This is a genomic window from Blautia caecimuris, from assembly GCF_024622975.1.
Taxonomy (GTDB): domain Bacteria; phylum Bacillota; class Clostridia; order Lachnospirales; family Lachnospiraceae; genus Blautia_A; species Blautia_A caecimuris.
On the sequence record NZ_JANJZT010000016.1, the window covers coordinates 16,997 to 41,251 of the forward strand.

26 protein-coding genes and 1 riboswitch are annotated in these 24,255 nt (G+C 44.7%); of the genes, 20 read left to right on the plus strand and 6 right to left on the minus strand.

Going from position 1 to position 24,255, the window contains the following annotated elements:
- Nucleotides 1-131: 131 nt before the first annotated feature.
- The 8 genes from NSA57_RS10975 to atpC all read left to right on the plus strand — a co-directional run bounded on the left by NSA57_RS10975 (nt 132) and on the right by atpC (nt 6,360).
- On the plus strand, nt 132-800 hold the full coding sequence (locus NSA57_RS10975; protein WP_147599824.1) for a F0F1 ATP synthase subunit A: 669 nt from the start codon (nt 132-134) through the stop codon (nt 798-800).
- Nucleotides 801-867: 67 nt separating this feature from the next.
- Nucleotides 868-1,092: an ATP synthase F0 subunit C gene (gene atpE / locus NSA57_RS10980; RefSeq protein WP_022068536.1), complete on the plus strand. Its 225-nt coding sequence runs from the start codon at nt 868-870 to the stop codon at nt 1,090-1,092.
- A 36-nt stretch (nt 1,093-1,128) separates the two neighbouring features.
- Nucleotides 1,129-1,629, plus strand: a complete 501-nt coding sequence (gene atpF / locus NSA57_RS10985) for a F0F1 ATP synthase subunit B (protein ID WP_147599825.1) — start codon at nt 1,129-1,131, stop codon at nt 1,627-1,629.
- Nucleotides 1,610-2,113: an ATP synthase F1 subunit delta gene (gene atpH / locus NSA57_RS10990; protein ID WP_147599826.1), complete on the plus strand. Its 504-nt coding sequence runs from the start codon at nt 1,610-1,612 to the stop codon at nt 2,111-2,113. The genes atpF and atpH overlap by 20 nt, the downstream gene beginning before the upstream one ends.
- A gap of 5 nt (nt 2,114-2,118) precedes the next feature.
- The gene (gene atpA, locus NSA57_RS10995; RefSeq protein ID WP_022068539.1) at nt 2,119-3,633 is read left to right on the plus strand and encodes a F0F1 ATP synthase subunit alpha; all 1,515 of its coding nucleotides are present in this window, start codon (nt 2,119-2,121) and stop codon (nt 3,631-3,633) included.
- 19 nt (nt 3,634-3,652) lie between these two features.
- On the plus strand, nt 3,653-4,543 hold the full coding sequence (gene atpG, locus NSA57_RS11000; RefSeq protein ID WP_147599827.1) for an ATP synthase F1 subunit gamma: 891 nt from the start codon (nt 3,653-3,655) through the stop codon (nt 4,541-4,543).
- A gap of 5 nt (nt 4,544-4,548) precedes the next feature.
- Entirely contained in the window at nt 4,549-5,940 is a 1,392-nt protein-coding gene (gene atpD, locus NSA57_RS11005) for a F0F1 ATP synthase subunit beta (protein WP_022068541.1), read from the plus strand.
- Between the two features lie 12 nt (nt 5,941-5,952).
- Nucleotides 5,953-6,360, plus strand: a complete 408-nt coding sequence (atpC, locus tag NSA57_RS11010) for an ATP synthase F1 subunit epsilon (protein WP_147599828.1) — start codon at nt 5,953-5,955, stop codon at nt 6,358-6,360.
- Nucleotides 6,361-6,545: 185 nt separating this feature from the next.
- Here atpC and NSA57_RS11015 read toward each other — a convergent pair whose 3' ends face one another.
- The 3 genes from NSA57_RS11015 to NSA57_RS11025 are packed head-to-tail and all read right to left on the minus strand — an operon-like array spanning nt 6,546 to nt 8,408.
- Nucleotides 6,546-7,307 (minus strand): hypothetical protein, encoded by a 762-nt coding sequence (locus NSA57_RS11015; protein ID WP_257464852.1) that lies wholly within the window; start codon nt 7,305-7,307, stop codon nt 6,546-6,548.
- Nucleotides 7,304-7,822, minus strand: a complete 519-nt coding sequence (locus tag NSA57_RS11020) for a hypothetical protein (protein ID WP_257464853.1) — start codon at nt 7,820-7,822, stop codon at nt 7,304-7,306. The genes NSA57_RS11015 and NSA57_RS11020 overlap by 4 nt, the downstream gene beginning before the upstream one ends.
- A gap of 1 nt (nt 7,823) precedes the next feature.
- Nucleotides 7,824-8,408 (minus strand): RNA polymerase sigma factor, encoded by a 585-nt coding sequence (locus NSA57_RS11025; RefSeq protein WP_147599830.1) that lies wholly within the window; start codon nt 8,406-8,408, stop codon nt 7,824-7,826.
- Between the two features lie 313 nt (nt 8,409-8,721).
- Between NSA57_RS11025 and NSA57_RS11030 the strand changes: the two genes are divergently transcribed.
- The 7 genes from NSA57_RS11030 (at nt 8,722) to NSA57_RS11060 (ending at nt 17,059) form a co-directional block, all read left to right on the plus strand.
- Entirely contained in the window at nt 8,722-9,723 is a 1,002-nt protein-coding gene (locus tag NSA57_RS11030; RefSeq protein WP_257464854.1) for a LacI family DNA-binding transcriptional regulator, read from the plus strand.
- A gap of 247 nt (nt 9,724-9,970) precedes the next feature.
- Nucleotides 9,971-11,284, plus strand: coding sequence for an ABC transporter substrate-binding protein (locus tag NSA57_RS11035; protein ID WP_257464855.1), 1,314 nt, complete (start codon nt 9,971-9,973; stop codon nt 11,282-11,284).
- 153 nt (nt 11,285-11,437) lie between these two features.
- Nucleotides 11,438-12,280: a carbohydrate ABC transporter permease gene (locus NSA57_RS11040; RefSeq protein ID WP_390573370.1), complete on the plus strand. Its 843-nt coding sequence runs from the start codon at nt 11,438-11,440 to the stop codon at nt 12,278-12,280.
- A 17-nt stretch (nt 12,281-12,297) separates the two neighbouring features.
- Nucleotides 12,298-13,146 (plus strand): carbohydrate ABC transporter permease, encoded by an 849-nt coding sequence (locus NSA57_RS11045; RefSeq protein ID WP_257464856.1) that lies wholly within the window; start codon nt 12,298-12,300, stop codon nt 13,144-13,146.
- Between the two features lie 38 nt (nt 13,147-13,184).
- Nucleotides 13,185-14,666 (plus strand): glycoside hydrolase family 32 protein, encoded by a 1,482-nt coding sequence (locus NSA57_RS11050; protein ID WP_257464857.1) that lies wholly within the window; start codon nt 13,185-13,187, stop codon nt 14,664-14,666.
- Nucleotides 14,667-14,995: 329 nt separating this feature from the next.
- A complete protein-coding gene (locus NSA57_RS11055) occupies nt 14,996-16,147 on the plus strand; it encodes an alanyl-tRNA editing protein (protein ID WP_257464858.1) in 1,152 nt (383 codons plus the stop codon).
- 36 nt (nt 16,148-16,183) lie between these two features.
- On the plus strand, nt 16,184-17,059 hold the full coding sequence (locus NSA57_RS11060; RefSeq protein ID WP_257464859.1) for an amidohydrolase family protein: 876 nt from the start codon (nt 16,184-16,186) through the stop codon (nt 17,057-17,059).
- Here NSA57_RS11060 and NSA57_RS11065 read toward each other — a convergent pair.
- Nucleotides 17,040-18,179, minus strand: coding sequence for a hypothetical protein (locus NSA57_RS11065; protein WP_257464860.1), 1,140 nt, complete (start codon nt 18,177-18,179; stop codon nt 17,040-17,042). The genes NSA57_RS11060 and NSA57_RS11065 overlap by 20 nt on opposite strands.
- A gap of 18 nt (nt 18,180-18,197) precedes the next feature.
- Entirely contained in the window at nt 18,198-18,455 is a 258-nt protein-coding gene (locus NSA57_RS11070) for a hypothetical protein (protein ID WP_147599836.1), read from the minus strand.
- A 190-nt stretch (nt 18,456-18,645) separates the two neighbouring features.
- Nucleotides 18,646-18,752, plus strand: a riboswitch (THF riboswitch).
- A 68-nt stretch (nt 18,753-18,820) separates the two neighbouring features.
- Here NSA57_RS11070 and NSA57_RS11075 point away from each other — a divergent pair.
- Entirely contained in the window at nt 18,821-19,390 is a 570-nt protein-coding gene (locus tag NSA57_RS11075) for a folate family ECF transporter S component (protein WP_257464861.1), read from the plus strand.
- Nucleotides 19,391-19,516: 126 nt separating this feature from the next.
- Here the strand turns inward: NSA57_RS11075 and NSA57_RS11080 are convergent, their stop codons facing one another.
- Nucleotides 19,517-20,266, minus strand: a complete 750-nt coding sequence (locus tag NSA57_RS11080; protein ID WP_257464862.1) for a GNAT family N-acetyltransferase — start codon at nt 20,264-20,266, stop codon at nt 19,517-19,519.
- Between the two features lie 527 nt (nt 20,267-20,793).
- On the opposite strand from NSA57_RS11080, the gene NSA57_RS11085 reads away from it, so the two are divergent.
- From NSA57_RS11085 to NSA57_RS11100, 4 genes are read left to right on the plus strand one after another with little or no spacing between them, the layout of a single operon-like run.
- Nucleotides 20,794-21,279, plus strand: a complete 486-nt coding sequence (locus NSA57_RS11085) for a prepilin peptidase (RefSeq protein ID WP_257464863.1) — start codon at nt 20,794-20,796, stop codon at nt 21,277-21,279.
- Nucleotides 21,276-22,289, plus strand: coding sequence for a P-loop NTPase family protein (locus tag NSA57_RS11090; protein WP_243873723.1), 1,014 nt, complete (start codon nt 21,276-21,278; stop codon nt 22,287-22,289). The genes NSA57_RS11085 and NSA57_RS11090 overlap by 4 nt, the downstream gene beginning before the upstream one ends.
- Nucleotides 22,286-23,476, plus strand: a complete 1,191-nt coding sequence (locus NSA57_RS11095; RefSeq protein ID WP_257464864.1) for a TadA family conjugal transfer-associated ATPase — start codon at nt 22,286-22,288, stop codon at nt 23,474-23,476. Before NSA57_RS11090 ends, NSA57_RS11095 begins: the two co-directional genes overlap by 4 nt.
- Complete coding sequence (locus tag NSA57_RS11100; protein WP_147599841.1) at nt 23,473-24,231, plus strand: type II secretion system F family protein; 759 nt, start codon at nt 23,473-23,475, stop codon at nt 24,229-24,231. The genes NSA57_RS11095 and NSA57_RS11100 overlap by 4 nt, the downstream gene beginning before the upstream one ends.
- The last annotated feature ends 24 nt before the right edge of the window (nt 24,232-24,255 follow it).

The following is a 24,255-nucleotide window of genomic DNA, read 5'->3' on the forward strand; positions in this document are numbered from 1 at the left end:
TTGTGCAAAATAGTAGGGAAAAATATTGACTTTCAGGGCGTGAAGAGTAAAATATAGAAATCGAAAAAAGCGGTCTGACCAAATCTCAGACTGAAAGAAAAGGAGGGAGTGAAACGAACAGTTTAACAGAAGTGTTAAAAGAAGAGCTGAACTGTGAAACGGTTTTTACGATTCCGATCGGAAAAGGAATACCGGTATTTGAATCAGTTGCAGTTACCTGGGTGATCATGGCAGTGCTGGTAGTATTGTCGCTGATTCTGGTAAGGAATCTGAAAGTTGAAAATCCCGGAAAAAAACAGCTTCTTCTGGAAGCGGGAATCGGCGCTCTGAGAAACTTTTTCCGGGGAATCCTGGGAGAGGACGGAGATCGGTATATCCCGTATATGATGACAGTAATTATTTATCTGGGAGTTTCCAATGTGTCAGGTATCTTTGGCGTAAAGCCGCCTACAAAGGACTTGAATGTTACGCTGGCACTTGCAGTAATGAGCATGTTCCTCATTGAATACTGCGGCATCCATAAAAAGGGTCTGAAAGGATTTTTTAAGAGCTTTCTGGATCCAATACCGGTTATGCTCCCGATGAATATTATGGAGGTCCTCATTCGTCCCACTGCCCTCTGTTTCCGACTTTTTGGCAATATTCTCGGAGGGTTTGTAGTAATGGCGCTTGTCGAGTTTGTATGCCCGGCAATTCTGCCAATTCCATTCAGCCTGTATTTTGATTTCTTTGACGGTTTTATACAGGCATATATTTTTGTCTTTTTGACGTCCATGTTCATGAAAGAAACAATGGAATGATCGCTGCAGCAGGCAGCGCAGTCACTTTTATTTAACTATTCTAATGAAAACTCAGGAGGAAAAAATCATGACAAGTTTAATCGCTATCGGAGCAGGTATTGCAGCTTTAACAGGTATTGGAGCAGGTATTGGTATTGGTCTGGCAACATCTAAGGCAGTTGAGGCAATTGCAAGACAGCCCGAGGCAGAGAGCAAGATCAGCAAAAACCTTCTTCTCGGATGCGCCCTTGCCGAAGGTACTGCTATTTTTGGTTTTGTAGTAGGTCTTCTGATCGTTGTTATGCTTGGCTGATAAATTGCTACAAAAACAGAAAGGCAGGTACAGACGATGATTCAAATTAATCTGAATCTTGTCTTTACGATCATCAATCTGCTGGTCCTTTACATACTTATGAAAAAGTTTCTGTTCGGACCGGTGATTCGGATCATGGATCAGAGAAAAGAAATGATAGATCAGCAGTTTGAGGAGGCAAAAAAGACAGAGGACAGAGCAAATCAGCTGCAGAAGCAATATGAGAATGCTCTGAAATCAGCTAAAGAAGAATCCTATCAGATTGTGGAACAGGCAAAACTGGAGGCGAAAGCTCAGGCAGAACGTACTGCAGAGGAAGCCAGGGTTCAGGCTGATCAGCTGTTTGCCAAAGCGCAGGCAGATATTGCGTCTGAGCGTGAGTACGCCATGAGACAGATGCAGGGTGAGATCGGGAAGCTGGCAATGGAGGCTGCCGCCAGAATTGTAGGCAGTCAGGCCGGTGAGGAACAGGATCTTTCCATGTATGACCAATTTATAGAAAAAGCAGGTGATCCCGATGACAACGGCAGCTGTTAATTATGCAAAGGTTCTGTATGGGATGCCTGTTTCCAGGGCAACTGTCCAGGAAACGGAACATCTTTTTCAGGAGAACCCGGAACTTACAGAGTGCCTGGGAAGTCCGCTGGTATCATTTGAGGCAAAATGCCGGATCATAGACAGAGCTGTTCCCCGGGATATGAGGAGCTTTGTGAAGGTTGCCTGCAGATATCATAAAACAGATCTTTTTGAGGAAATTTTCAACCAGTATCAGGAGCTTTGCAGGAAAGAGGCAGGCGCCCTGCAGGCAGTTCTGATCTGTGTGACGCCACCCAGAGATGAACAGCTGGAAGGAATCCGAAATTTCCTGTGCAGGGAATTTCAGGCACAGAAAGCAGAAATTCAGGTACTTGAGGACAAAAGCCTGATCGGAGGATTTATTCTTCAGGCAGGCGGTAAAGAATATGACTGGAGTCTGCGGGGACGCTGCCGCAGACTGGAACAGAAACTGACCCGGAGGTGAACAGTTTGAGTACAATTAATCCAGATGAGATTATTTCAATTCTGAAAGAAGAAATAGAGAATTATGACGAGATCAGCAAAAACCAGGAGGTCGGTACTGTTATTTCCGTAGGTGACGGAATCGCCACAGTATATGGTATAGATCATGCCATGTACGGTGAAGTCGTGGTTTTTGAAAACGGTCTGAAAGGAATGGTTCAGGATATCCGCACAAACAGTATGGGATGTATTCTGTTTGGCAGCGATTCCGGAATCCGTGAAGGCTCAAAAGTATCCAGAACTGGCAGACAGGCAGGTATTCCTGTTGGAAACGGATTTATAGGAAGGATTGTCAATGCTCTTGGCGCTCCGGTAGACGGAAAGGGAGAGATCAAAGAGGAGGAGTATCGTCCTGTTGAATATCCTGCACCGGGAATCATTGACCGTAAATCCGTAACAGTTCCTCTTGAAACAGGAATCCTTTCTATTGATTCCATGTTTCCTATCGGACGCGGACAGCGTGAACTGATCATTGGCGACAGACAGACAGGAAAAACCTCTCTGGCTATTGATACAATCCTGAACCAGAAAGGAAAAGATGTGATCTGTATTTATGTGGCAGTGGGACAGAAGGCTTCTACTGTTGCAAAGGTTGTTTCCACTCTTGAAAAACACGGGGCAATGGAATATACAACTGTATTTTCCTCTACAGCAAGTGACTGTGCGCCTCTTCAGTATATTGTTCCCTATGCAGGAACAGCCCTGGCAGAGTTCTTTATGTATCAGGGGAAAGATGTTCTGATCGTTTATGATGATCTTTCCAAGCACGCGGTTGCTTATCGTGCTCTGTCCCTTCTTCTGGAACGTTCTCCGGGCCGTGAGGCTTATCCGGGAGATGTATTTTATCTTCATTCCAGACTTCTGGAAAGATCCAGCCGTCTGAATGAAAAATCAGGAGGCGGCTCCATTACAGCGCTTCCGATCATTGAGACACAGGCAGGAGATGTATCTGCATATATACCAACCAATGTAATCTCTATTACAGACGGACAGATCTTCCTGGAAAGCGATCTGTTTTTTGCAGGCATGCGCCCGGCAGTTAATGTAGGTCTTTCTGTATCCCGTGTAGGCGGTGCCGCTCAGACCAAAGCTATGAAAAAGGCATCAGGAAGTATTCGTATTGATCTGGCTCAGTACAGAGAAATGGAAGTATTTACTCAGTTCAGTTCAGATCTGGATGAGGCCACAAAGGCGCAGCTTACTTATGGAAGCTGTCTGATGGAACTTCTGAAACAGCCTCTTTGCAGCCCGCTGAAACTCCATGAGCAGGTAATCACCCTGTGGGCAGCTACGCATAAAGCCTTTGTGCATGTGGAAACAAAAAAGATCAAGCAGTATCAGAAGGAGCTGCTGGAATACTTTGACAATGTTTATCCGGAAGTGGGAAGAGAGATCAATGAGTCAAAACAGCTTTCTGATGAACTGGGAGAAAAGATCCTTCAGATTGCAGAGGAATTCAGAAGCCGTTCAGCTGCAGAATAATTAAGAGCAGGAGGAACCTATGGCAAACGCAAGAGAAATACAGAGCAGAATAAAAAGCGTCCAGGATACCATGAAGATTACCAATGCCATGTACATGATTTCCTCTTCAAAAATGAAGAAAGCCAAAAAGGTACTGGAGGATACAGAGCCATATTTTTATAATATGCAGGCTGCTATTGCCAGAATCCTGCGTCATATTCCGGATATCCAGCATCCTTTTTTCAGTGTTCGTCATCTTGTACCTCAGCAGGAGCGTAAAACCGGAATTATTGTAGTAACCGGAGATAAAGGAATGGCAGGAGCCTATAACCACAATATCACAAAGCTGACAGATGAGTTTATGGAAAAAACTCCGGGTTATCACAAGCTGTATGTACTTGGAATGGTAGGCCGTCAGTATTATGAAAAGAAAAGTGCAGATGTAGACGGAAGCTTTCGTTATACTGTGCAGAAGCCAACTATGCATCGCGCAAGACTGATCAGTGAGGAAATTGTAAGAGCTTTTCTTGACCGTGAGCTGGATGAGGTACATATTATTTATACTCAGATGCAAAATGCGGCAGTGATGGAACCTGTGGATATGCAGCTTCTTCCGCTGAAAAAAGCAAGTTTTTCACCGGCTCAGATTCCGGTGGGAGCTCCACAGGAGGAGATTGAAATGTTTCCTTCTGCAGATGTGGTTCTGGATACAATGATTCCCAATTATCTGACAGGTGTTATTTACGGATGTCTGGTAGAAGCCTATGCCAGTGAAAATAATGCGCGAATGACTGCAATGCAGTCTTCCACAGACAGCGCAAAAAAGATGCTGCAGGATCTTTCCATTCAGTTTAATCGTGCACGGCAGGCGGCCATCACACAGGAAATCACAGAGGTTATCAGCGGCGCAAAAGCCCAGAGAAGGAAGTGACAAGGATGAATAAAGGTAAAATTGTACAGGTTATGGGACCTGTTGTGGATGTTGTTTTTGAGCAGGGGGAGCTTCCGGATATCCGGGAGGCCCTGGAAGTGGAAAACAACGGAAAAAAATGTATTATGGAAGTCTCACAGCATCTGGGAAACCGCGTAGTGCGCTGCATTATGTTAAGTGCCAGTGAGGGACTTCAGAGAGACAGAGAAGTAATTGCCACAGGAAGCGGAATCAAGGTTCCGGTAGGAGACTGCACTCTGGGAAGACTTTTTAATGTTCTTGGAGAAACTGTGGATGGCGGTGAATCTCTGGAGGATAAGGAACATTGGGTCATCCACAGAGATCCGCCAAGTTTTGAGGATCAGAGCCCGGCAGTTGAGATCCTGGAAACAGGAATTAAGGTAATTGACCTTCTTGCACCTTATGCAAAAGGTGGAAAGATTGGTCTGTTCGGAGGCGCCGGAGTAGGTAAAACCGTGCTGATCCAGGAGCTGATCCAGAATATTGCAACAGAGCATGGCGGTTATTCTATTTTTACCGGTGTAGGCGAGCGTTCCCGTGAAGGAAATGATTTGTGGAGCGAAATGAAAGAATCAGGGGTTCTTGAAAAAACTGCCCTGGTGTTCGGACAGATGAATGAGCCGCCGGGATCCCGTATGCGTGTTGCGGAAACAGGCCTTACTATGGCAGAGTATTTCCGTGATACAGAACACAGAGACGTGCTTTTGTTTATTGATAATATTTTCCGTTTTGTACAGGCTGGTTCTGAGGTGTCTGCGCTTCTGGGACGTATGCCGTCCGCAGTCGGATATCAGCCTACACTGTCTACAGAAATGGGAGAGCTTCAGGAGCGCATTGCTTCTACAAAAGCAGGTTCTGTTACATCTGTTCAGGCTGTATATGTCCCGGCGGATGACCTGACAGACCCGGCTCCGGCAACAACCTTTGCCCATCTGGATGCAACAACCGTATTATCCAGAAAAATTGTTGAGCAGGGTATTTATCCGGCAGTGGATCCTCTGGAATCCTCTTCCCGTATTCTGGAAGCAGACGTGGTAGGAGAGGAACATTATGAGGTTGCCCGCCGTGTTCAGGAAATTCTTCAGAAATATAAGGAACTGCAGGATATTATTGCAATTCTTGGTATGGAAGAGCTGTCTGATGAAGACAAAAATACAGTACATCGTGCAAGAAAGATACAGAGATTTTTATCCCAGCCCTTCCATGTAGCGGAAAACTTTACCGGAATCCCCGGAAGATACGTTCCGCTGAAAGAAACCATCCGTGGATTTAAGGCCATTGTAAACGGAGAGATGGATGAATATCCTGAAAATGCATTCTTTAATGTGGGAACTATTGACGAGGTTATTGAAAAAGCAAAAACCCTTGAACAGTAAGGAGTGAAGTTCATGGAAAGTACATTTGGCCTGGAAATCTATGCCAGCAATAAGCTGGCTTATGCCGGACGCGCCAGATCTCTGGTTGTTCCTGTAGAGGATGGAGAAAAGGCTTTTCTGGCTCATCATGCAAATGTGATTGTAGCAATTGTTCCCGGTGAGCTTCGGTATGAAGATGCTGACGGAAACAAGGTGGTTGCAGCAGTCAGCAATGGTTTTGTGGAAATGATCAATAACCGTGCAAAGCTGTTTTGCCTTTCTGTGGAAAGACCGGAAGAAATTGATATTCGCAGAGCTCAGGAGGCAAAGGAGCGCGCAGAGGAACAGCTCCGCCAGAAGCAGAGCATTCAGGAATACCACATGAATCAGCTGGCTCTGGCAAGGGCAATGACAAGGCTTCGCGTAACGAAAAATCTGTAATGTATTTATATAGAAGAAATACCTGTAAACAGAAGAAATATTTATAATAAGAACGGAAGCTGTCCTGATGATTTATCAAAGGACGGCTTCCGTTTTTGGCAGGGTAAAATTTACTTTGCTTTTGATATTTTTTGAATTTGTTTTCAGCAGTTATAGCTGATCTGGACTGTGAAGACATTCAGGGGTCAGTTTGTCTTTTCCGTTCCGGCAGAAGCTTCCTCAGAAGCCGGAGCAGACTCTGTGGGCTCAGTAACTGTCTGAGCGCCGGTTTCATCAGTAGAAGATGTCTCAGAAACAACTGTCTGTTCGGAAGCTTCCGGCGTCAGTGCTTCTGCGGTTGGAGCTTCAGATGTTTCCTCCCGGGACTGCTGATAAGGACGATAAGGCTCCCAGTAGTGTTCTTCCTTCCGGGGTTTTTCTGAAGTCTCTTCGCTGTCAAGCTCCTGCTTCTTTGTATTAAGCATGTGGATGCCAACAGCAATAATAGCAATGGCAATGATAATTGACGGAACATTATAAAACAGATTGATCAGGACATTTGCCACAGTATCCGGAAGCAGCCACATGATCAGCCCTCTGAGATTATCCCATAAAATAGAAACACCGAAGATGATCAGGAAAACAGCAATCAGTTTGCGGTATTTTTTTACAAAATGGTCTGCATTTCCAATAAACTGGTCAAGATGGAGAAGATAGCTGTCTTCCACCGCATAAAAATCATCCTCAGACATGGATTTCAGGTTGTGTACATGGAAGAAACTGTAACACCACATAATGGGAAGAAACATGACGATAAAACTAAGTGAAGATAAGGTTGCCAGTCCGAAAGTTCCCCAGAATATAAGCATAATGCTGATCCCCTGTTTAAAAAAGCCCATGTACATTTCTCCGGCTCCCGGAACCAGTGAGCAGAGAAAAAGCAAAAGTCCTTTTTTTTGTTTTGTCATTTTAAATCGCCTCCATTTAAGATTTTATTTGAAAAATTTCGTATATAACCAGTCAGTTTATCAGAGCTGCGTGAAAGCTCTGCAGAAATATTCTGTGACAGCCGTGAAAGTGTTTCCGGGTGAGCGCTGACTTCTGTGCGGATGGCAGATTTGCTGGATTCCGGAATAGAAACTCCGGAAAAAGTGCTGAGATCCGCCTGCTGAATAACAAAAAGAAGAAAAAGAGCAGCGATCATGCCTGTTGCAGTGCGAAGTCCATAATAAAAAAGCTGCATTTTTCTGGATGTTGTGCGTACAGCCTTTGCCGCCTGAACATCCGGCGCGGCTGCACGGTTCAGAATCTGTTCTGCCAGATAGTCCGGAGCCGGCTGATCGGTATTTCGGATTTCTTCTTCAATCATCTGATCCAGACAGAAATCACACTGATCAAGATGCTCCAGAAACGCAATCATTTCTTCCGTGCTTACTGTATCGCTGTCTGTAATCTTATTCAGAGATTTTTCCCTAACATGCATATCAGACTCTCCTTTCGTTGACATTTCCCGGCGGAACCAGGAGCTTTTTCAGCATTGCCCTTGCCCGGTAAAGCTGTGTCTGGATGGTTTTTGGATTTTTCTGAGTCTGCCGGGCGATTTCTGTAACAGTAAGCTGTTTACAGAAATGCGAAACAGCAACTTCTTTATAGGGGCTTTTGAGCTGCTGGCACAGGGTATATACCTGCCGGTCAGAATCTGTTTTCAGATACAGGGCCTCCGGAGTAGAGGATGTGTCCGGTATCTGAGAAAAATAAGTATCTTCTGTGGGAATACTGCGCCGCCCGGCTGCCTTCAGAAAATCCAGACACTTGCGTACAGCGATTTTGCTCAGCCATGCTTTTTCATAGGTGCCGTCGAAACGGGAAAGGTTTTTGTAAGCAGATAAAAATACTTCCTGGGTCAGATCTTCTGCATCAAAAGGGTTTCCTACGGATTTCAGACAGATGGAGTAGATCAGATTCTGATACTGCTCCAGCAGATATTTCAAATATTCTTCCTGTGAAATACGATCATCCCCCTTCCTGATGCTGCCTGGATAATGAACGGCAATGAAGCTTCCCGGCATTCTTTCTCCCGTTCATTATATTATAACGGAACAAAAAGAACAAAAACTTCATAAAACCGGAAAGTTTTTAATAAAATGCTGTACAGAACACACAGTTTGACGAAAAATCCGTTTATTTTCATACACTGGACAGATTGTAAAGTAAGAAGAATATGTTATAATATTTGACTATAACAGGACAGGTTATGATATTCGGGCAGTGTTTCGGCAAAGGAGTGTATAGACAGAAATGAATGTGGCCGCTGTGAACGAGGTCAGCAGTAGCAGATCAGTGGAAAGATGAAGAACTGCAGTATTTATCAGGAAGGAAATTATGGCAAGTATCAGAGATGTAGCGCAAAAAGCAGGCGTAGGAGTCGGCACTGTGTCAAGAGTGATCAATGGCAGCGGGTATGTTGCAGAAGATACAAGAAAAAAAATCGAGTCAGCGATCCGTGAACTGGAATATACCCCAAATGAGCTGGCAAGAAATCTTTTTAAAAACAGGACAGGCATTATAGGCGTTCTGGTTCCGGATCTGGATCATCCTTTTTTTTCCGCTTTTGCAAGGGAGACAGAGATTGCTCTTTATAAAGCAGGATATAAAGTGATGATCTGCAATACCATAGGAAGCAGCAACAGGGAACTGGATTATCTGAATATGCTGGACCGGAATATGGTAGACGGGATCATAACCGGTTCCCATACCCTTCATGTGGAAGAATACTTAAAAAGAAAGAGAACGATCGTGTCTCTGGATCAGGATTTCGGACCGGAGATTCCCATGGTAGGTTCCGACCACATTTACGGAGGCCGGGCTGCCGCAGAGATTATCCTTAAAAACAAGTGCAGGAAAGTCCTTCATATTACCGGAGTGGCGCCTAATGTTGCCGCCAATGACAGACATGCCATTTTTGAGTCGATTCTTGCCGAACACGGAGTGGAAATCGTAGATCTGATGATGGAATGGAACAAGTTTGATCATCAGGCATACTGGGATGCCGCAAGGGAAGCCATACGCAAGTGCGACGGAATAGACGGGGTGTTTGCTGCAGACCAGCCGGCGCTCTGTTATATGCATCTTGCAATGGAGGCCGGAAAAAGAGTGCCGGAAGATCTGAAAGTAGTGGCTTATGACGGAATGGATATTACCAGGCTCTGTTACCCACAGGTTACAAGTATTGATCAGAATATCCGTTTTCTGGCGGACACCTGCGCTTCTACAGTGATAAAACTTATTGATGGAAGTGAACGGGTTCCACACAAACAGATCATGTCTGTAGAGGTTCATCAGGGGAAGACTACAAATCCTGTTGTTCTGGACGGAAACTTCTGATTGTGCAATACATACAAAAAAAGAATGGTAAAACTGTAAAAACAGACGGAAATGTTATTTTGAATATGATTTTTAGATAAAACCTATTGACAAATAAGTCAGTAGGTTTTATTATTAAGGCACAATATGGAACGGGTTCCACAGAGAGCGCAAATAAATTTATAAGAGAGCGCAGACTGTGATATATGGAACAGGTTCCCTGCTTTCCAGGCGCGCGGAAAGAACTCAGATTAAGGAGGAAGAGAACATGAAAAAAGCAATCAGTATGGCAATGGCAGCAGCGCTTGCTCTTTCAGCAGGAGCAACGACAGTACCGGTAATGGCAGATGATGTGACAGAGCTTACCATCTGGAGCCCCACAGATACAGAAGCGATCGAAGCATGGTGGGAAGAAAAGCTTGCAGAATGGAATAAAGAAAACCCGGATATCCAGGTGAAACGTGAAGCGATTGACCGTTCTGACTCATATGCCTATGATAACAAAATTGCCACTGCTCAGACATCCAATGATCTCCCGGATATTTTTTATGTGGATGGCCCTCAGGTATCCTATTATGCAGCCAATGGTCTGACTGTTCCTCTTGACGATTACTTTACAGAAGAAGATCAGAAGGACTTTGTGGATTCAGCAATCACACAGAACACATACGATAGTCATCTGTATGCTATTGGCGCAACAGAGTCATCCGTGGCATTTTATTACAATAAAGACTACCTGAAAGAATGCGGAGTGGATGTAGAGGATCTTGATTCCCGCACAATTGATAATCCGATCACCTGGTCTGAACTTGCAGAAATTGCAGAAAAATGTACCACAGAGGATTATGTAGGCACTCATATTATTATGGATCACGGCGAGGGACTTCCTTATGCACTGGAGCCAATGTATCTTTCTGCAGGAAAAGATTATATCAGTGAGGACGGTACAGAAGCTGACGGTTATGTAAACAGTGAAGAAGCTGTAAAAACTACCTCTTTCCTGGCTGATCTGATCGCAAAAGGCTATGCAAATGTTGAGCCGATCAAGGATGAATTTTTAAACGGAGCCTGCGCAACCATGATTGGCGGTTCCTGGGATACAGCTGTTCTGGAGGAAAGTGCAGAGTTTGACTGGGGCGTAACTTACTATCCGGTCAATGATGATACAAAGGAAGCTGTTTCTCCCTGCGGCGACTGGGCGGCAGCAGTAAGCAAGGATTGTGAAAATCCGGAAGCAGCAGGTAAATTCCTTCAGTGGCTGATGAATACAGACAATGTTGCTTCTTATGCGGCGGCTATTGCAAAACCTGCAACCCGTATTTCTGCTTATGACACAGAGGAAATGGCAGAATACAAAGAAGGCGTTCGCGCAGTATTTAAAGAGCAGCTTGAAAACACAGCAGTTCCGCGTCCGAGAACTCCTTCCTATGCAACTTTCTCATCTGCATATGCAGAAGCAATGACAAATATTTTCTCTGATGCATCCAGTAATGAGGAAGTGGATGAGGATTATATCCAGTCCGAGCTTGACACAGCAGCAGAAACATTTACAGACGATTATGAAACCTATTATGCAGAATAAAGACTGAGAAATTTACGGGATAGCCGCATCGCCTGGCGGTGCGGCTGTTTCTGACCTCTCAGTTTCTTTTACTGGCAGGAAAAGGAGGGAAAGATTATGGCAAAGACAAAAAAACTTACAGGCCGGAAACGAGATGAGAGAATTACTGCATATATGTTTGTAGCTCCTGCAGTGATTCTTCTGATCGCATTTCTGGTTGTTCCGATGATTTATACTGTATATTTCTCAGGATTCAAATATCAGATCATGAGACCGGACGCAATCAAATTTATCGGACTTGAAAATTATCAGAAGCTGTTCAGTGATAAGAACTTCTGGATCGCATTAAAGAATACGGTTTATTTTACAGTTCTTGTTGTACCGATCCAGTGTGCTCTTGCTCTGGGACTTGCGCTTCTTGTCTCAAAAAAATTCCGGGGCGTATCCATTTTCAGAACAATGTATTTCAGTCCTCAGCTTACTTCCATGGTTGTAATCGCGGTTCTGTGGTCAGTTCTTTATAATGCGAATCCAAATACAGGACTGATCAACTCTCTTCTTGTTTCCCTTGGAATGGAGCCTATCAAATTCCTCAGCGACGCAGACACAGCAATGAACTCGATTATCTTCATGTCTGCATGGCAGGGGGCTGGATATCAGATGATGATCTTCCTGGCAGGTCTTCAGGGAATCCCCAAGGATCAGTATGAAGCGGCAGCGGTGGACGGCGCTACGAAATTTAAACAGTTCCTGTATATTACCCTTCCCGGATTAAAGGGAACTATAAAATATGTTGTTATGATCACAATGATCCAGGCAATGAAGCTGTTTACCCAGCCTTATATCATGACTCAGGGCGGACCGAAAAATTCTACAAAAACACTTGTGTATTATATTTACACCCAGGGCTTCCAGAAGGGTAACTTCGGCTATGCCTGCTCTATTGCAGCAGTATTCTTTGTGATTGTGGTAACGTTGTCCATGGCAATGAAAAAAGTTACAGCGGCTACAGACTGAGAAAGAAGGATATGGTTATGACGAAATCAATGAAATTTTCTGCTAAATTCGGCAAATTTATGTTTTACTTCGGAAATATTGTGATCGGCATTATTTTTGTATCTCCTTTGATCTGGATGATCTCGGCATCTCTGAAGCCGGAGGCAAAGATTTTTGCAGACATGGATTCCCTGGCTACATTTCTGCCCATTCAGGCATCTCTGGACAATTATGCAGAGGTGTTTTCAAGGCTGAACATGCCTCAGGTATTCAAAAATACTTTGCTTTACATTGGCCTGATTCTTATTTTTGATCTTTTGGTAAACTCCATGTGCGGTTATGCCCTGGCGAAATTTGATTTTAAGGGCAAAGGTGCGATCATGAATCTTGTGATTGCATTGATGGTTCTTCCAATGGAAGCAATCATGCTGCCTCTGTATATTGAAATGTCCCAGCTTGGATGGGTCAATACACTTCCGGCTCTTGTTGTGCCGTTTATAGCAAAATGCTTTTCCATTTATATGTTCCGGCAGTTTTTCTGTGATGTGCCGGACGAACTGATCGAGGCAGCGGCCATTGACGGCAGCAGTCCTGCGGGAACATTTTTTAAGATTGTTGTACCAATTTCCAAAACAGTATATGCAACCGTGTTTATTCTTGACTTTGTAGCTCACTGGAATGACTTTATGTGGCCGTTCCTGGTTATGACCGGAGAAGATAAGCGAACCATTCAGCTTGCAGTACAGTCCTTCTTTGGAACACAGCCGGTTCACTACAGTGCGATCATGGCAGCATTGGTTGTCTCTGCAATTCCAATGATCATTATGTTTATTTTCATGCAGAAATATTATGTGGAGGGAATTGCCTCATCAGGAATCAAGGGCTGAAAAAAGCCGGTAAAAAGAATCTGAAAGGCGAATACAATATGACGACAAGTGAATTATTAAAACAGGCCAGAGAATATGAGAAAAAACGGATCAGCGAGATCAGCCCGGAGGAAAGACCGACGTATCACGTAACAGGCGGAGCGGGCTGGATTAATGATCCAAATGGTTTTTCGTATTATAAAGGCCAGTATCATCTTTTTTATCAGTATTATCCTTATGCCAATGAATGGGGACCAATGCACTGGGGGCATGTGGTGAGCAGGGATCTGATAAAATGGGAGCGCAGACCGGCGGCTATGGCTCCGGATCAGGAATATGACAATGCGGGATGCTTTTCCGGAAGCGCCCTTGAACTTGCGGACGGACGCCATCTTCTGATGTACACAGGCGTGCGGAAGGTCATAGAAGAGGATGGAAGCCGCAGGGATCATCAGACACAGTGCATGGCGTTTGGCGATGGAACAGACTATGAGAAGTATGAAAACAATCCTGTAATCACAGCAGACAGTGTGCCGGAAGGCGGAAGCAGAGTTGATTTCCGTGATCCGAAAATATGGCAGGAGGAAGACGGCACCTTTTATGCTGTGGCGTCCAATGCCAATGCAGAAGGAAACAGCTCCATTCTTCTGTATAAAAGCCAGGATGCTCTTCACTGGGAATTTTGCAGCGTCATTGACTCAAGCTGCAAAAAGCTTGGCTGGATGTGGGAATGCCCTGATTTCTTTCCTCTGGACAACAAACAGGTTCTTGTGGTAAGTCCAATGGAAATGATGCCTGAGGGGCTGAAATTCCATGTAGGACACGGAACGATTTATCTTACCGGAACCTATGACAAAAACAGCCATGCTTTTACCAGAGAAGACGTGCAGCCCCTTGACAGTGGAATTGATTTTTACGCGCCCCAGACAATGAAAGCTCCTGACGGAAGACGTATTATGATTGCCTGGATGCAGGCATGGAGCAACTCCAAGTTTGTGCCTGACGGAGTAAAGTATTTTGGACAGATGACAGTTCCAAGAGAGCTGACTCTTAAGGATAACAGGCTGATCCAGAAGCCGGTACGGGAAATTGAGGCATACAGAAGCAACCGGGTCTGCCACGAAAAGGTAAAAATAACAGAAGAAACCTCTCTGGAAGGAGTTTCCGGACGTGTGATCGATATGACAGTAAAGCTGAAGGCAGACGATAATTTCCGGGATTTCTCCATGAAAGTTGCGCAGAATGAGGATTATTATACTTCTGTTTCTTATGATATCCACAGGAAGGTACTTTGTGTGGACCGAAGCCACAGCGGCTATCTGTATGATATTATGCACAGACGTGAGATTTCTGTGGAGCCGGTGGACGGTATGATAACACTTCGCTGTCTGATGGACCGGTTCAGCCTGGAAATCTTTATCAATGGCGGAAGACAGACAGCCAGTTTTACCCTTTATACTCCTCAGAATGCGGAGGGAATTACCTTTGCGGCAGAGGGAAAAGCGGAAATTTCCGTAGAAAAATACACTCTTTCTTTTTAACTGAATATAGATAATACCCAACAGAAGAGCGCTTCAGACGGCATTTGGAGAAATAATTTTATTTCAATGGATTGTCGTACAGCGCTCTTTCTGTATACAGGGGACTTTAAAGGGGAATCATCCCGGGAGGTGTTTGGGCATACATGCCAGGATTCCGGGGACATACAGGGCAAAATGCCGTCACCGAAGGTGATTTGGAATGTATTTTGACTAAGTTGCCGGAACCCGGGGGACTGTTCTCAGGCAGGCACCTGTGATATACTGGAAAAGAGATACAGTATATGGTACCTGACATAAACTAAGAACGATTTCAGGAGAGGGAAGATGTTATGACAGACACAAAAAGATTATATTATGAAGACGTTTATATAAAAGAGTTTTCTGCAAAGGTTGTGGAATGCCGAAAAGAGGAGAAAGGCTTTCAGGTGATTCTGGATCAGAGCGCATTTTATCCGGAAGGAGGCGGTCAGCCATCCGATCTTGGAATTCTGGGAGATACAGCGGTTACAGATGTTCAGGAAAAGAACGGAGAGCTGATCCATTATGTAAAAAGCGAATTGGAACCCGGAACAGAAGTGATCGGTAAAATAGACTGGCAGAGAAGGTTTGACCTGATGCAGCAGCATTCAGGGGAGCACATAGTAAGCGGTCTTGTGCATGAAGCATATGGATACAATAATGTTGGTTTTCATATGAGCAGCGATGTGATCACCATTGATTTCAGCGGTGTTCTTGATGAGAAACAGCTGGCGGAGATCGAAGAAAAAACAAACAGAAACATATGGGAGGATAATCCTGTAGAAATTTTTTATCCGGATAAAGAGGAGCTTGCGGCTCTGCCTTACAGAAGTAAAAAAGAACTGACAGGGAAAATCCGCCTTGTACGTTTTCCGGGGGCAGATCTCTGCGCCTGCTGCGGAACTCATGTGACCCATACAGGAGAGATCGGAATGGTAAAAATCCTCAGTGTGGAAAATTTCCGTGAGGGTGTAAGAGTTACCATGATAAGTGGAAAAAGGGTTCTGGATTATTTGAATATGGTGAATGAACAGAATCATAAGGTTTCTGTGAAATTATCGGCAAAAGCCACAGAAACAGCCCGGGCAGTAGAACGGCTTCAGGAGGAAAATTACCGTCTGAAAGGCCGGATCCTCCGTCTGGAACAGGAGCTGTGTGATACAGAGGCAAAAAGATGGGAGGGAGCAGGAAATGTGCTTTTATTTCATCAGGGGATGGATGCAGACAGTGTGCGTAAAATGGCAGATGCTGTGATGCAGAAATGCAAGGGCCGCTGCGCTGTTTTTTCAGAGAATCCAGATGGAAGCTACAGGTATGCTGTCGGAGAAAAGAACGGAGATCTCCGGCAGTTTATAAAAGAGATGAATCAGGCTTTAAACGGGCGAGGCGGCGGAAGGCCGTTTTTTGCCCAGGGTTCAGTAAATGCCGGTGAGGCAGAGATCAGAAAATTTTTTGAGAAATAAACTATAACACACACAGTCAGCAGGAGATGAAAGAAAATGTTTGGAGAATGTCATGCTCATATATTTATGGACGGAATTAATTACCGGGAAGCTGTAAAATGTCATAAAGACGGAGCAGACGAAAAAATAATCAGAGAGCATCTGGAAGCCTACAAAAAGGCAGGAATAAGCTTTGTCAGAGACGGAGGAGATCCTTACGGGGCTTCTGTTCTGGCCCGGAAGCTGGCGCCGGAGTATGATATCGACTATCGTACCTCTGCTTTTGCCATACACAAGGCAGGACATTATGGAAGTATTGTGGGAAAAAGCTTTACGGATTTAAAAGAATTCCACAATCTTGTTCTGGAAGCCGGAAGGCAGGGCGCTGATTTTATTAAGATCATGACTACCGGACTTCTGGATTTTGCAGATCAGGGAAAGGTGACCGGCACCCCTCTGGATAAAAAAGAGGTTTGTGAGATGGTGCATATCGCACATGAAGAAGGCTTTGCCGTTATGAGCCACACCAATGGAGTATATGGAGTCCAGGCAGCAATAGAAGCCGGAGTGGACAGCCTGGAGCATGGGAATTATATGGATGAGGAATGTATTTCCATGCTGGCAGACAGCCGTACAGTCTGGGTCCCCACCCTTGTGACTGTGAGAAATCTCAGAGGATGCGGACGATATGAGGACAGAGTTCTTATCCCTATTATCAGAAAAGCAGAAGAAAATCTTTTTCTTGCATTTCAGAAAAAGGCGCAGGTGGCTCTGGGAAGCGACGCCGGCGCCTACATGGTAATGCATGGAAACGGAATTGTTGATGAGTATACTGCCTTCCGGTCAGTTCTGGGAGACAGCGATGATCTGGAGAACTGGCTGAGACAGGGTGAAAATGCAATAAAAACCCGGTTCAGGCATCCTCGATTTTGACACAGGTATAAATGTTGGTGTTCCGGGATTCTGCCGGATCAAAAGTAAGCTTTACGCTGCTTCCGGTAAGCAGCCCTCCTGTAGAGGAGTTCTGGGCTGTATCGGTAAAAAAAGTAAGACTGATTCCATCCGGGCTCATAATCGTAATGGTATTGGCAGTGGATCCGATGATCTCGCCTGAGATTGCAGATGAAATGGAGTGTTTGTTGGCCTGTTCCGGTATTTCGCCTGTAATTCCCAGTACAGTTATGCCATCCAGAGTGGTTCCGGTGAATTCTCCTGTGTAGGTAATATTCACATGAGCTCCTGTTGCAATTCCTCCGCTGAAGTGACAGGGTACAGAAGACATGTCAAGCTTCAGTACAGTGTCGGAATTGTCAGGCGATACCTGAAGTATGTTCATATTTACAGAGCGGATCACAGTGCGAAGCTGTTTTTCCTGGGGAACAGCAGTATCCGGCTGAGGCGGCGGAGTGGGGGTAGGTTCAGGTACTTTCAGGGGATCGATATCGGAGACTCTGAGCACCTTCAGTTGTGATGCGTCCAGAATATTTGGATTTTCTGAGGTACCCTGGCCAAAATCTCCCCTGTAATGAAGATAGACCCAGCCTCCGGGACGGAGTCCGTTCTGATAATACTGTTCTGTTCCGGTAACAGGATAAGTGGCAGTTTTGCCGCTTTTTGATTTCAGGGTAATGGTATTTTCTGTAAGTCCCTGAACCTGTCCGTAAGTCTTTTTTTCTTTCAGTTCCGCTCTGTCGTGGTAGGCATCTGCCACCTTCAGGACTCTGACAGAACTGGTATCAGTGGTGTTAAGCTGACCTTCATAGATTACGCAGACGTCAGCCCCGGCAAGAAGTCCTTCCCTGCATTCAAGCTCTGCCTGTGAGATGTCAAAGCTGTAGGTATCTGACTTTTGGCAGAGGGTAAGGCGGCTTCCTGTAAAATCCTTTACAGTTCCCCGGATCTCATCCATATATACCCGGGGATTCTGTGGAGCATCAGCCTGGATTTCCGGCTTGTCAGAAGAAACTGGTCCGTCAGAAGTCTCAGACGGAATACAGCCGGAAACGGCAAAAAGAAGTGTTGTGCAGAGAAGAGCAGCTGATAGTTTTTTCATGAATGTCCTCCAGTATGATCAATTACCGGACGTTTCCTGCAGGCTGTCTTTTGCGGACAGAGGTTTCTCTGTGCTGTCCGCAGCCGGAGGCTTGGCGGTGAAATCAAAGATTTCCCGGTAGGCATCCCATTCCTCTCTGTTGTGGGCAGCATTGGGCATCAGCCCTGTACATTCGGTACAGGCATTGGTGTCCAGGTAATTTTCGTAATATACATGATAAGGATCTTCAGTTTTTTTTACAGAACTGTGATCCGAAAGTTTTCTGTGTTCCATCATACCCCTCCTTTATGCTGTTGGCAATGGTTTTGAGAGATAGTATGGTAAAAAAACTGTATTTTATTCATTACTGTTCATAGATCAAGTTGCTGTGAACAGTAACCTTTATTCAGTTATAGGGTGTTAATATTATAACAGAAAAGTGTTGAAATATCTGTAAAGTGTGTTATACTGTGGATAAATAAATAATAGCGAAGTAGGAATTTATGCGTTAAGTGTTCACTGGCTGGGGAGTCGCCGTGAAACGAAAAGCTGATGACAGAAAAAGCTTACGATATATTTTCCGCACCCGTTGCTACATATGAGAACATCTCATAATGTGGAGGGAATATTATTTATGATAACATTATGGAGGTGTTTTTATTATGCAGAAAAACAGCACAAAATCTATCTGGAATGTAAAAAATCTTGTTTTTATGGCGCTTCTGGTAGCCATGCAGCTAGTACTTACAAGGGTTCTGGTACTGGATCTGGGCCCATATCGTATTACTGTGGGAACCGTATGTACCGTGCTTGCCGGACTGTGGATGGGACCGGTTGCCGGCGGAGTCTGCGGACTGTGCGCAGATATTGTAGGATGCTTTCTGAAAGGCTATGCGGTGAATCCGTTTATTACACTGGCATCCATTCTCTGGGGCGTTCTTCCGGCCCTTTTCAGAAAATTTTATTTAAGCAAATCCAGAAAGGCAAAGACCGTGGGGATTTCGGTTTCTATTGTCATTACAGGAGTCATCAGCTCTCTGTGTCTGACAACGGCCGGACTGGTGATTATGCTTGGATATAATTTTTATGCGATCATGCCGGGAAGACTTGTTCAGTTTGCAATTATGACTCCGATCTACTGTGTACTGACCTGCCTTCTGTATTTCAGTCCTCTGACCTCTATGGTGGCAGGGCACAGCTCTTCCGCTGTACTGGAAAAGAGAACAGTATAAGGTACGCAGGAGAAATTTTTTGACCAAAAATTACATATTCGATTCCCCATACAGGACGTGGTATTGATACTGCGTCCTGTTCTGTTATTTCGAAAACAAGCTGTTTGATATGATCGGAGCCTGCTGTTATACAGGCTGTACACGGAACCAGTAGGTATACAGGTCATGGAATCCCAGAGAGGTATAAAGACTCCGGGCAGGGGCATTTCCATGTACTACCTGGAGATAGGCATTTTCTGCTCCGCGTTTTTTTCCTTCCTTCAGAAGCCCTGTGCAGATCTGGCGGGCCAGGCCCTGTCCCCTGAATTCTTCTTTTACGTGAATTGCATAAATCCCAATAAAATCCCGATCCAGTATTCCAAGTCCTGTTGCAATGATCTTTCCGTTTTTCTGAACAGAAGCACATAAAGTTTCCTTGGGAATTGCATGGTACATGGACGGAACCACCTCCCTGTGAACGGGATTCGTCATTTTTTTCAGGTCAAACAGACTGAAGATCCATGAATCAGGAATGGCTTCTGTGAACTGTACGTCATCAAAGGCGGCAGTCAGCCGGGCATCCCTCAGACACAGTGTCATTACATCTGTTGTATGCTGGATCTCATATCCGCGATTTTCCAGGGTGTAATCAAAATCAGGAGAAACCAGTGGGCTGATCTTAAAAATTGCCGGGGTTCCCAGGCGTTTGTAAACATTTTCGCAGTAAGGGATTTTTTCCCGCCAGGGCAGTGAGGAGGTTCCAAACTGTTCCACACTGTTGGTTCTGTGTGTATAAAAATAAGAAAAACGGAGGATCCATCCGTCATAAAGTTCCATTTTATGGGAAGGCCATGCATTCAGCGACATATCTTCTATTTTTTTTATGCTTGCTTCCATATTTATCTCTCCTTGTATGAGTTATATAACTGCTGTAAATAAGCAAATGGAAAAAGTGTACAGAGTTCTGTCTGTTCCGGTATAAGGACGAAACAGGAACTGCCCTTTTTCAGTATTTGTATATTGCTGATTCTGCTGATCAGGCTTCGGTAATTAGTTGTGAACAATTCATGTATATATTCACATAGAAATATAGATATTATACATAAAAACAAATAAATATGCAATATATAAGAATAAATATTCAGTTAAAAAGAAAGGGTGACGGAATGGGGGATGAAAAGAAGGGTGTTTTACAACAGAATCTGCAAATTTTCCTGTCGGAATTTGATGAACGAATTTTGTGGACATACAGGCTTGAAAGATCTATAATAAGACTCACCAGAAATCTTCTGGTATTCCTGCCGTCTGGTCAGACGGATTTATCCCATTTTATTATTTTTATAAGTACCCGTTTACTGTTTATGAAAAAGAATAACAGCAGAGAGAAAGGGGGAAGGAACTGAATTACTGTAAAAGGAATGTTAGTGCTGACAATTGCCGGGGTTGGTGTTGTAATGGATATTTCCAGCATGCGGATCAGCAATGGCTGGATCCTTTGTTCTCTTCTGACAGGTTTTCTGTTTTGCTTCAGCAGAAATGGAAACGGTCCATATGAATTTTTTCTTGGTGTAACGATTCCGGCGGCGGCTCTTGGATGGCTGTTTGTGTTCAGGATGCTGGGACCGGGCGATATAAAATTATTTTGTGCTCTTGGAGGAATTATGGGGGTGCATGATATCTGGCGCTGTATTGAATTTTCTTTTCTGGCGGGAGCCGTCATATCTCTGGCGATTCTGATATTCTGCGGAAATCCTGCAGAAAGACTGCGCTATCTGACCTCATATCTGGAAGATTATCTGAGAACAGGGATCAGGAAACCCTATTATCACAGAGGATTCGCATTGGAAAACTTTCACTTTACAATTCCTGTTTTTATGAGTGTGATGCTTTATGCAGGAGGTATATATTGAAAAAACAGATTTTTGCGGTTTGCGACACGGAGGCTGAATATGCCAAAAACTTTATGGAGTATCTGAACAGAAAACAGAATCTTACTTTTGAGGTACAGGCATTTACCGGAGTGAAGAGTTTGCTGGCTTTTGCAGAGCAGAACAGAATCGAGATCCTTCTGATCTCAGAGGCAGCTGTGTGCCGGGAGGTACGGGAGCTGGATGTGGGAAAGCTGATCGTCCTTACAGAAGGCATTAAGTCTCCGGAGCTGAGCGCCTATGCGGGGATTTACAAGTACCAGTCCTCTGCCCAGATAGTAAGAGAGGTTATGGCCTGTTATGGAGAGGAGAGATCAGTGCTGCCCGCGCAGTCTCCTGTTCTGAAAAAAGCCACACAGATACTGGGCGTTTATTCTCCGGTAGGACGCTGCCTGAAAACTTCTTTTGCTCTTACTCTGGGTCAGCTTGCCGCCAGGGAAAAACCTGTTTTGTATCTGAATCTGGAAGAATATTCGGGATTTGAAGAACTGTTTGGAAAGAGCTTTACAGGAACATTAAGTGACCTTCTGTATTTTGTGCGCCAGGGGGATCATAATCTGACAGTCAGGCTGAACAGCATGGTTGAGACAGTAGGACAGCTTGACTTTGTTCCTCCGGTTCAGTCTCCTATGGATATCAGAGGAACTTCCTGGCAGGATTGGGTCTGTCTGATCCAGGAAATTGTTCTGCACAGTTCTTATGAGGTGCTTATTCTGGATATAGGAAATGGGATTGACGAGGTGTTTCAGCTGCTGGATCTTTGCAAAAGGATTTATATGCCAGTGTGTTCAGACGGACTTTCAGAATGTAAGATCATACAGTTTGAAAATCTTCTGCGAGTGCTGGATTATCCTCAGGTGCTGGCAAAAACGGTAAGAATGAAGCTTCCGTTTCACGAAAGTATTTCCGGAAACGGGGCATATGTAGAACAGCTTCCATGGAGTCAGCTGGGAGAGTACGTAAAAGAACTGATAAGAAAGGAAAACATATGAACAGGGAGACTTTTCAGGCGATCCGAGATCTTCTGATGGAAAAACTGGATATGTCCAGAGAAATGACTGACAGAGAGATACTGGATGAGATTGACCAGCTTATCCTGAACCGTATGAGGGATTCGTATATATCTCTGAATGAAAAGCTTCAGCTCAGGCAGGAACTGTTTTATTCGGTGCGCAAGCTGGATGTACTTCAGGAACTGATCGAGGATGAAACAGTAACAGAGATTATGGTAAACGGTCCGGATGCGATCTTTGTGGAGCGGGGAGGACGGCTTGGGAAATGGGATAAAAGCTTTACCTCCCGGGAAAAGCTTGAGGATGTGATCCAGCAGATTGCAGGACGGTGCAACCGAGTGATCAATGAATCCATGCCGATTGTGGATGCCCGACTGGAGAACGGAGCCAGAGTAAATGCAGTGATTAGCCCGGTGGCGCTGAACGGTCCTATTCTTACCATAAGAAGATTTCCGGACACTCCCATTACAATGGACAGACTGATCGCGCTTGGAAGTCTTACCTGTGAATGTGCCCGGTTTCTGAAAGCTCTGGTAAGGGCCAGGTATTCTATAGTCATAGGCGGTGGTACAGGAAGCGGCAAAACTACGTTTCTTGGAGCTTTGTCTGATTATATTCCTGAAGATGAGCGGATCATCACTATTGAGGATAACGCGGAACTGAAAATTCAGGGCGTGGAAAATCTGGTCCGGCTGGAGGCAAAAATGGCAAATATGGAAGGTGCGGTATCGGTCAGTATCCGGGATCTGATAAAAACAGCGCTCCGGATGCGGCCGGACAGAATCGTGGTAGGGGAGGTAAGAGGAGGTGAGGCAGTGGATATGCTTCAGGCTCTGAATACCGGGCATGAAGGCAGTCTCAGCACAGCTCATGCAAATTCTGCCAGAGACATGCTCAGCCGTCTGGAAACAATGACGCTTATGGGGGTGGATCTGCCGTTGGAGGCAATACGGAGACAGATTGCCTCGGGGGTGGATATTCTGATCCATCTGGGCCGAATGAGGGACAAAACAAGAAAAGTACTGGAGATTACAGAAGTTTGTGGCTATGAAAAAAATGAGATTATAACGCGGACTCTTTTTCGGAGGGAGGAAGATCTGGAGCTTGTACAGGTGTCAGAGCTTTTGAACCGGGAAAAGCTGGCGCGGGCAGGGGTGGAAATATGAATCAGGACAAAACAAAGCAGAATTATGAGGAATATCATTATACAAAAAGAGAAGTCGCTAAATATCTTTTTCAGAGTACAGCTTTGTGCGGGGCAGTGGATTATCTGTTTTATCAGAACTGGTGGTGCATGATCGCGGCTGTGCCGGCAGCAGTGCTGTTTTTAAAATGGAAAAAAAGACAGCATATCAGGGAGAGGAAGAGGACTTTGAATTATCAGTTTAAAGATGCCCTGAATTCTCTGAGTGTTGCAGTGCAGGCAGGTTATTCTGTGGAGAATGCCGTGACAGCATGTATGAAGGATATGGAGCGGCTGTATCCTCCGGAAGCTGATATTGTCCGTGAATTTCATTACATTGAAAGCCGGAAGAAAGTCAGCGTTCCCGTAGAAGAATTGTTTCTTGGACTTGGTGAAAGAAGCGGAATTGAGGATATTGAAAATTTTGCCGCTGTTTTCAGCACAGCAAAGCGTTCCGGCGGCGATATGGACAAGATCATTCAGACATCAGCCAGAATGCTTGGAGATAAAATTGATGTCAGAAAGGAAATAGAGACAACTCTTTCTGCAAAAAAGGCAGAACAGATGATCATGAGTCTGATGCCTGCGGGAATTATACTGTATCTGCAGCTTACTTCTCCGGGCTTTCTGGAGGTTCTGTACGGGAATCCGTTTGGCGTGTGCGCAATGACAGTCTGCCTGGGAATCTATGGACTTTCCTACTGGCTGGGGAAAAGAATTGTGGATATTGAAGTATAAACAGGAAAAGATTGTGGAAAAAAG

Coding starts and splice junctions, on each gene's coding strand:
- NSA57_RS11060 (WP_257464859.1), top strand. CDS start 16,184: ATGTTTGGAGAATGTCATGCTCATATATTTATGGACGGAATTAATTAC.
- NSA57_RS11030 (WP_257464854.1), top strand. CDS start 8,722: ATGGCAAGTATCAGAGATGTAGCGCAAAAAGCAGGCGTAGGAGTCGGC.
- NSA57_RS11075 (WP_257464861.1), top strand. CDS start 18,821: ATGCAGAAAAACAGCACAAAATCTATCTGGAATGTAAAAAATCTTGTT.
- NSA57_RS11065 (WP_257464860.1), bottom strand. CDS start 18,179: ATGAAAAAACTATCAGCTGCTCTTCTCTGCACAACACTTCTTTTTGCC.
- atpC (WP_147599828.1), top strand. CDS start 5,953: ATGGAAAGTACATTTGGCCTGGAAATCTATGCCAGCAATAAGCTGGCT.
- atpD (WP_022068541.1), top strand. CDS start 4,549: ATGAATAAAGGTAAAATTGTACAGGTTATGGGACCTGTTGTGGATGTT.
- NSA57_RS11020 (WP_257464853.1), bottom strand. CDS start 7,822: ATGCATGTTAGGGAAAAATCTCTGAATAAGATTACAGACAGCGATACA.
- NSA57_RS11095 (WP_257464864.1), top strand. CDS start 22,286: ATGAACAGGGAGACTTTTCAGGCGATCCGAGATCTTCTGATGGAAAAA.
- NSA57_RS11015 (WP_257464852.1), bottom strand. CDS start 7,307: ATGACAAAACAAAAAAAAGGACTTTTGCTTTTTCTCTGCTCACTGGTT.
- atpF (WP_147599825.1), top strand. CDS start 1,129: ATGATTCAAATTAATCTGAATCTTGTCTTTACGATCATCAATCTGCTG.
- NSA57_RS11045 (WP_257464856.1), top strand. CDS start 12,298: ATGACGAAATCAATGAAATTTTCTGCTAAATTCGGCAAATTTATGTTT.
- atpH (WP_147599826.1), top strand. CDS start 1,610: ATGACAACGGCAGCTGTTAATTATGCAAAGGTTCTGTATGGGATGCCT.
- atpG (WP_147599827.1), top strand. CDS start 3,653: ATGGCAAACGCAAGAGAAATACAGAGCAGAATAAAAAGCGTCCAGGAT.
- atpE (WP_022068536.1), top strand. CDS start 868: ATGACAAGTTTAATCGCTATCGGAGCAGGTATTGCAGCTTTAACAGGT.
- NSA57_RS11080 (WP_257464862.1), bottom strand. CDS start 20,266: ATGGAAGCAAGCATAAAAAAAATAGAAGATATGTCGCTGAATGCATGG.
- NSA57_RS11055 (WP_257464858.1), top strand. CDS start 14,996: ATGACAGACACAAAAAGATTATATTATGAAGACGTTTATATAAAAGAG.
- NSA57_RS11025 (WP_147599830.1), bottom strand. CDS start 8,408: ATGCCGGGAAGCTTCATTGCCGTTCATTATCCAGGCAGCATCAGGAAG.
- NSA57_RS11100 (WP_147599841.1), top strand. CDS start 23,473: ATGAATCAGGACAAAACAAAGCAGAATTATGAGGAATATCATTATACA.
- NSA57_RS11035 (WP_257464855.1), top strand. CDS start 9,971: ATGAAAAAAGCAATCAGTATGGCAATGGCAGCAGCGCTTGCTCTTTCA.
- NSA57_RS11070 (WP_147599836.1), bottom strand. CDS start 18,455: ATGATGGAACACAGAAAACTTTCGGATCACAGTTCTGTAAAAAAAACT.
- NSA57_RS11040 (WP_390573370.1), top strand. CDS start 11,438: ATGTTTGTAGCTCCTGCAGTGATTCTTCTGATCGCATTTCTGGTTGTT.
- NSA57_RS11050 (WP_257464857.1), top strand. CDS start 13,185: ATGACGACAAGTGAATTATTAAAACAGGCCAGAGAATATGAGAAAAAA.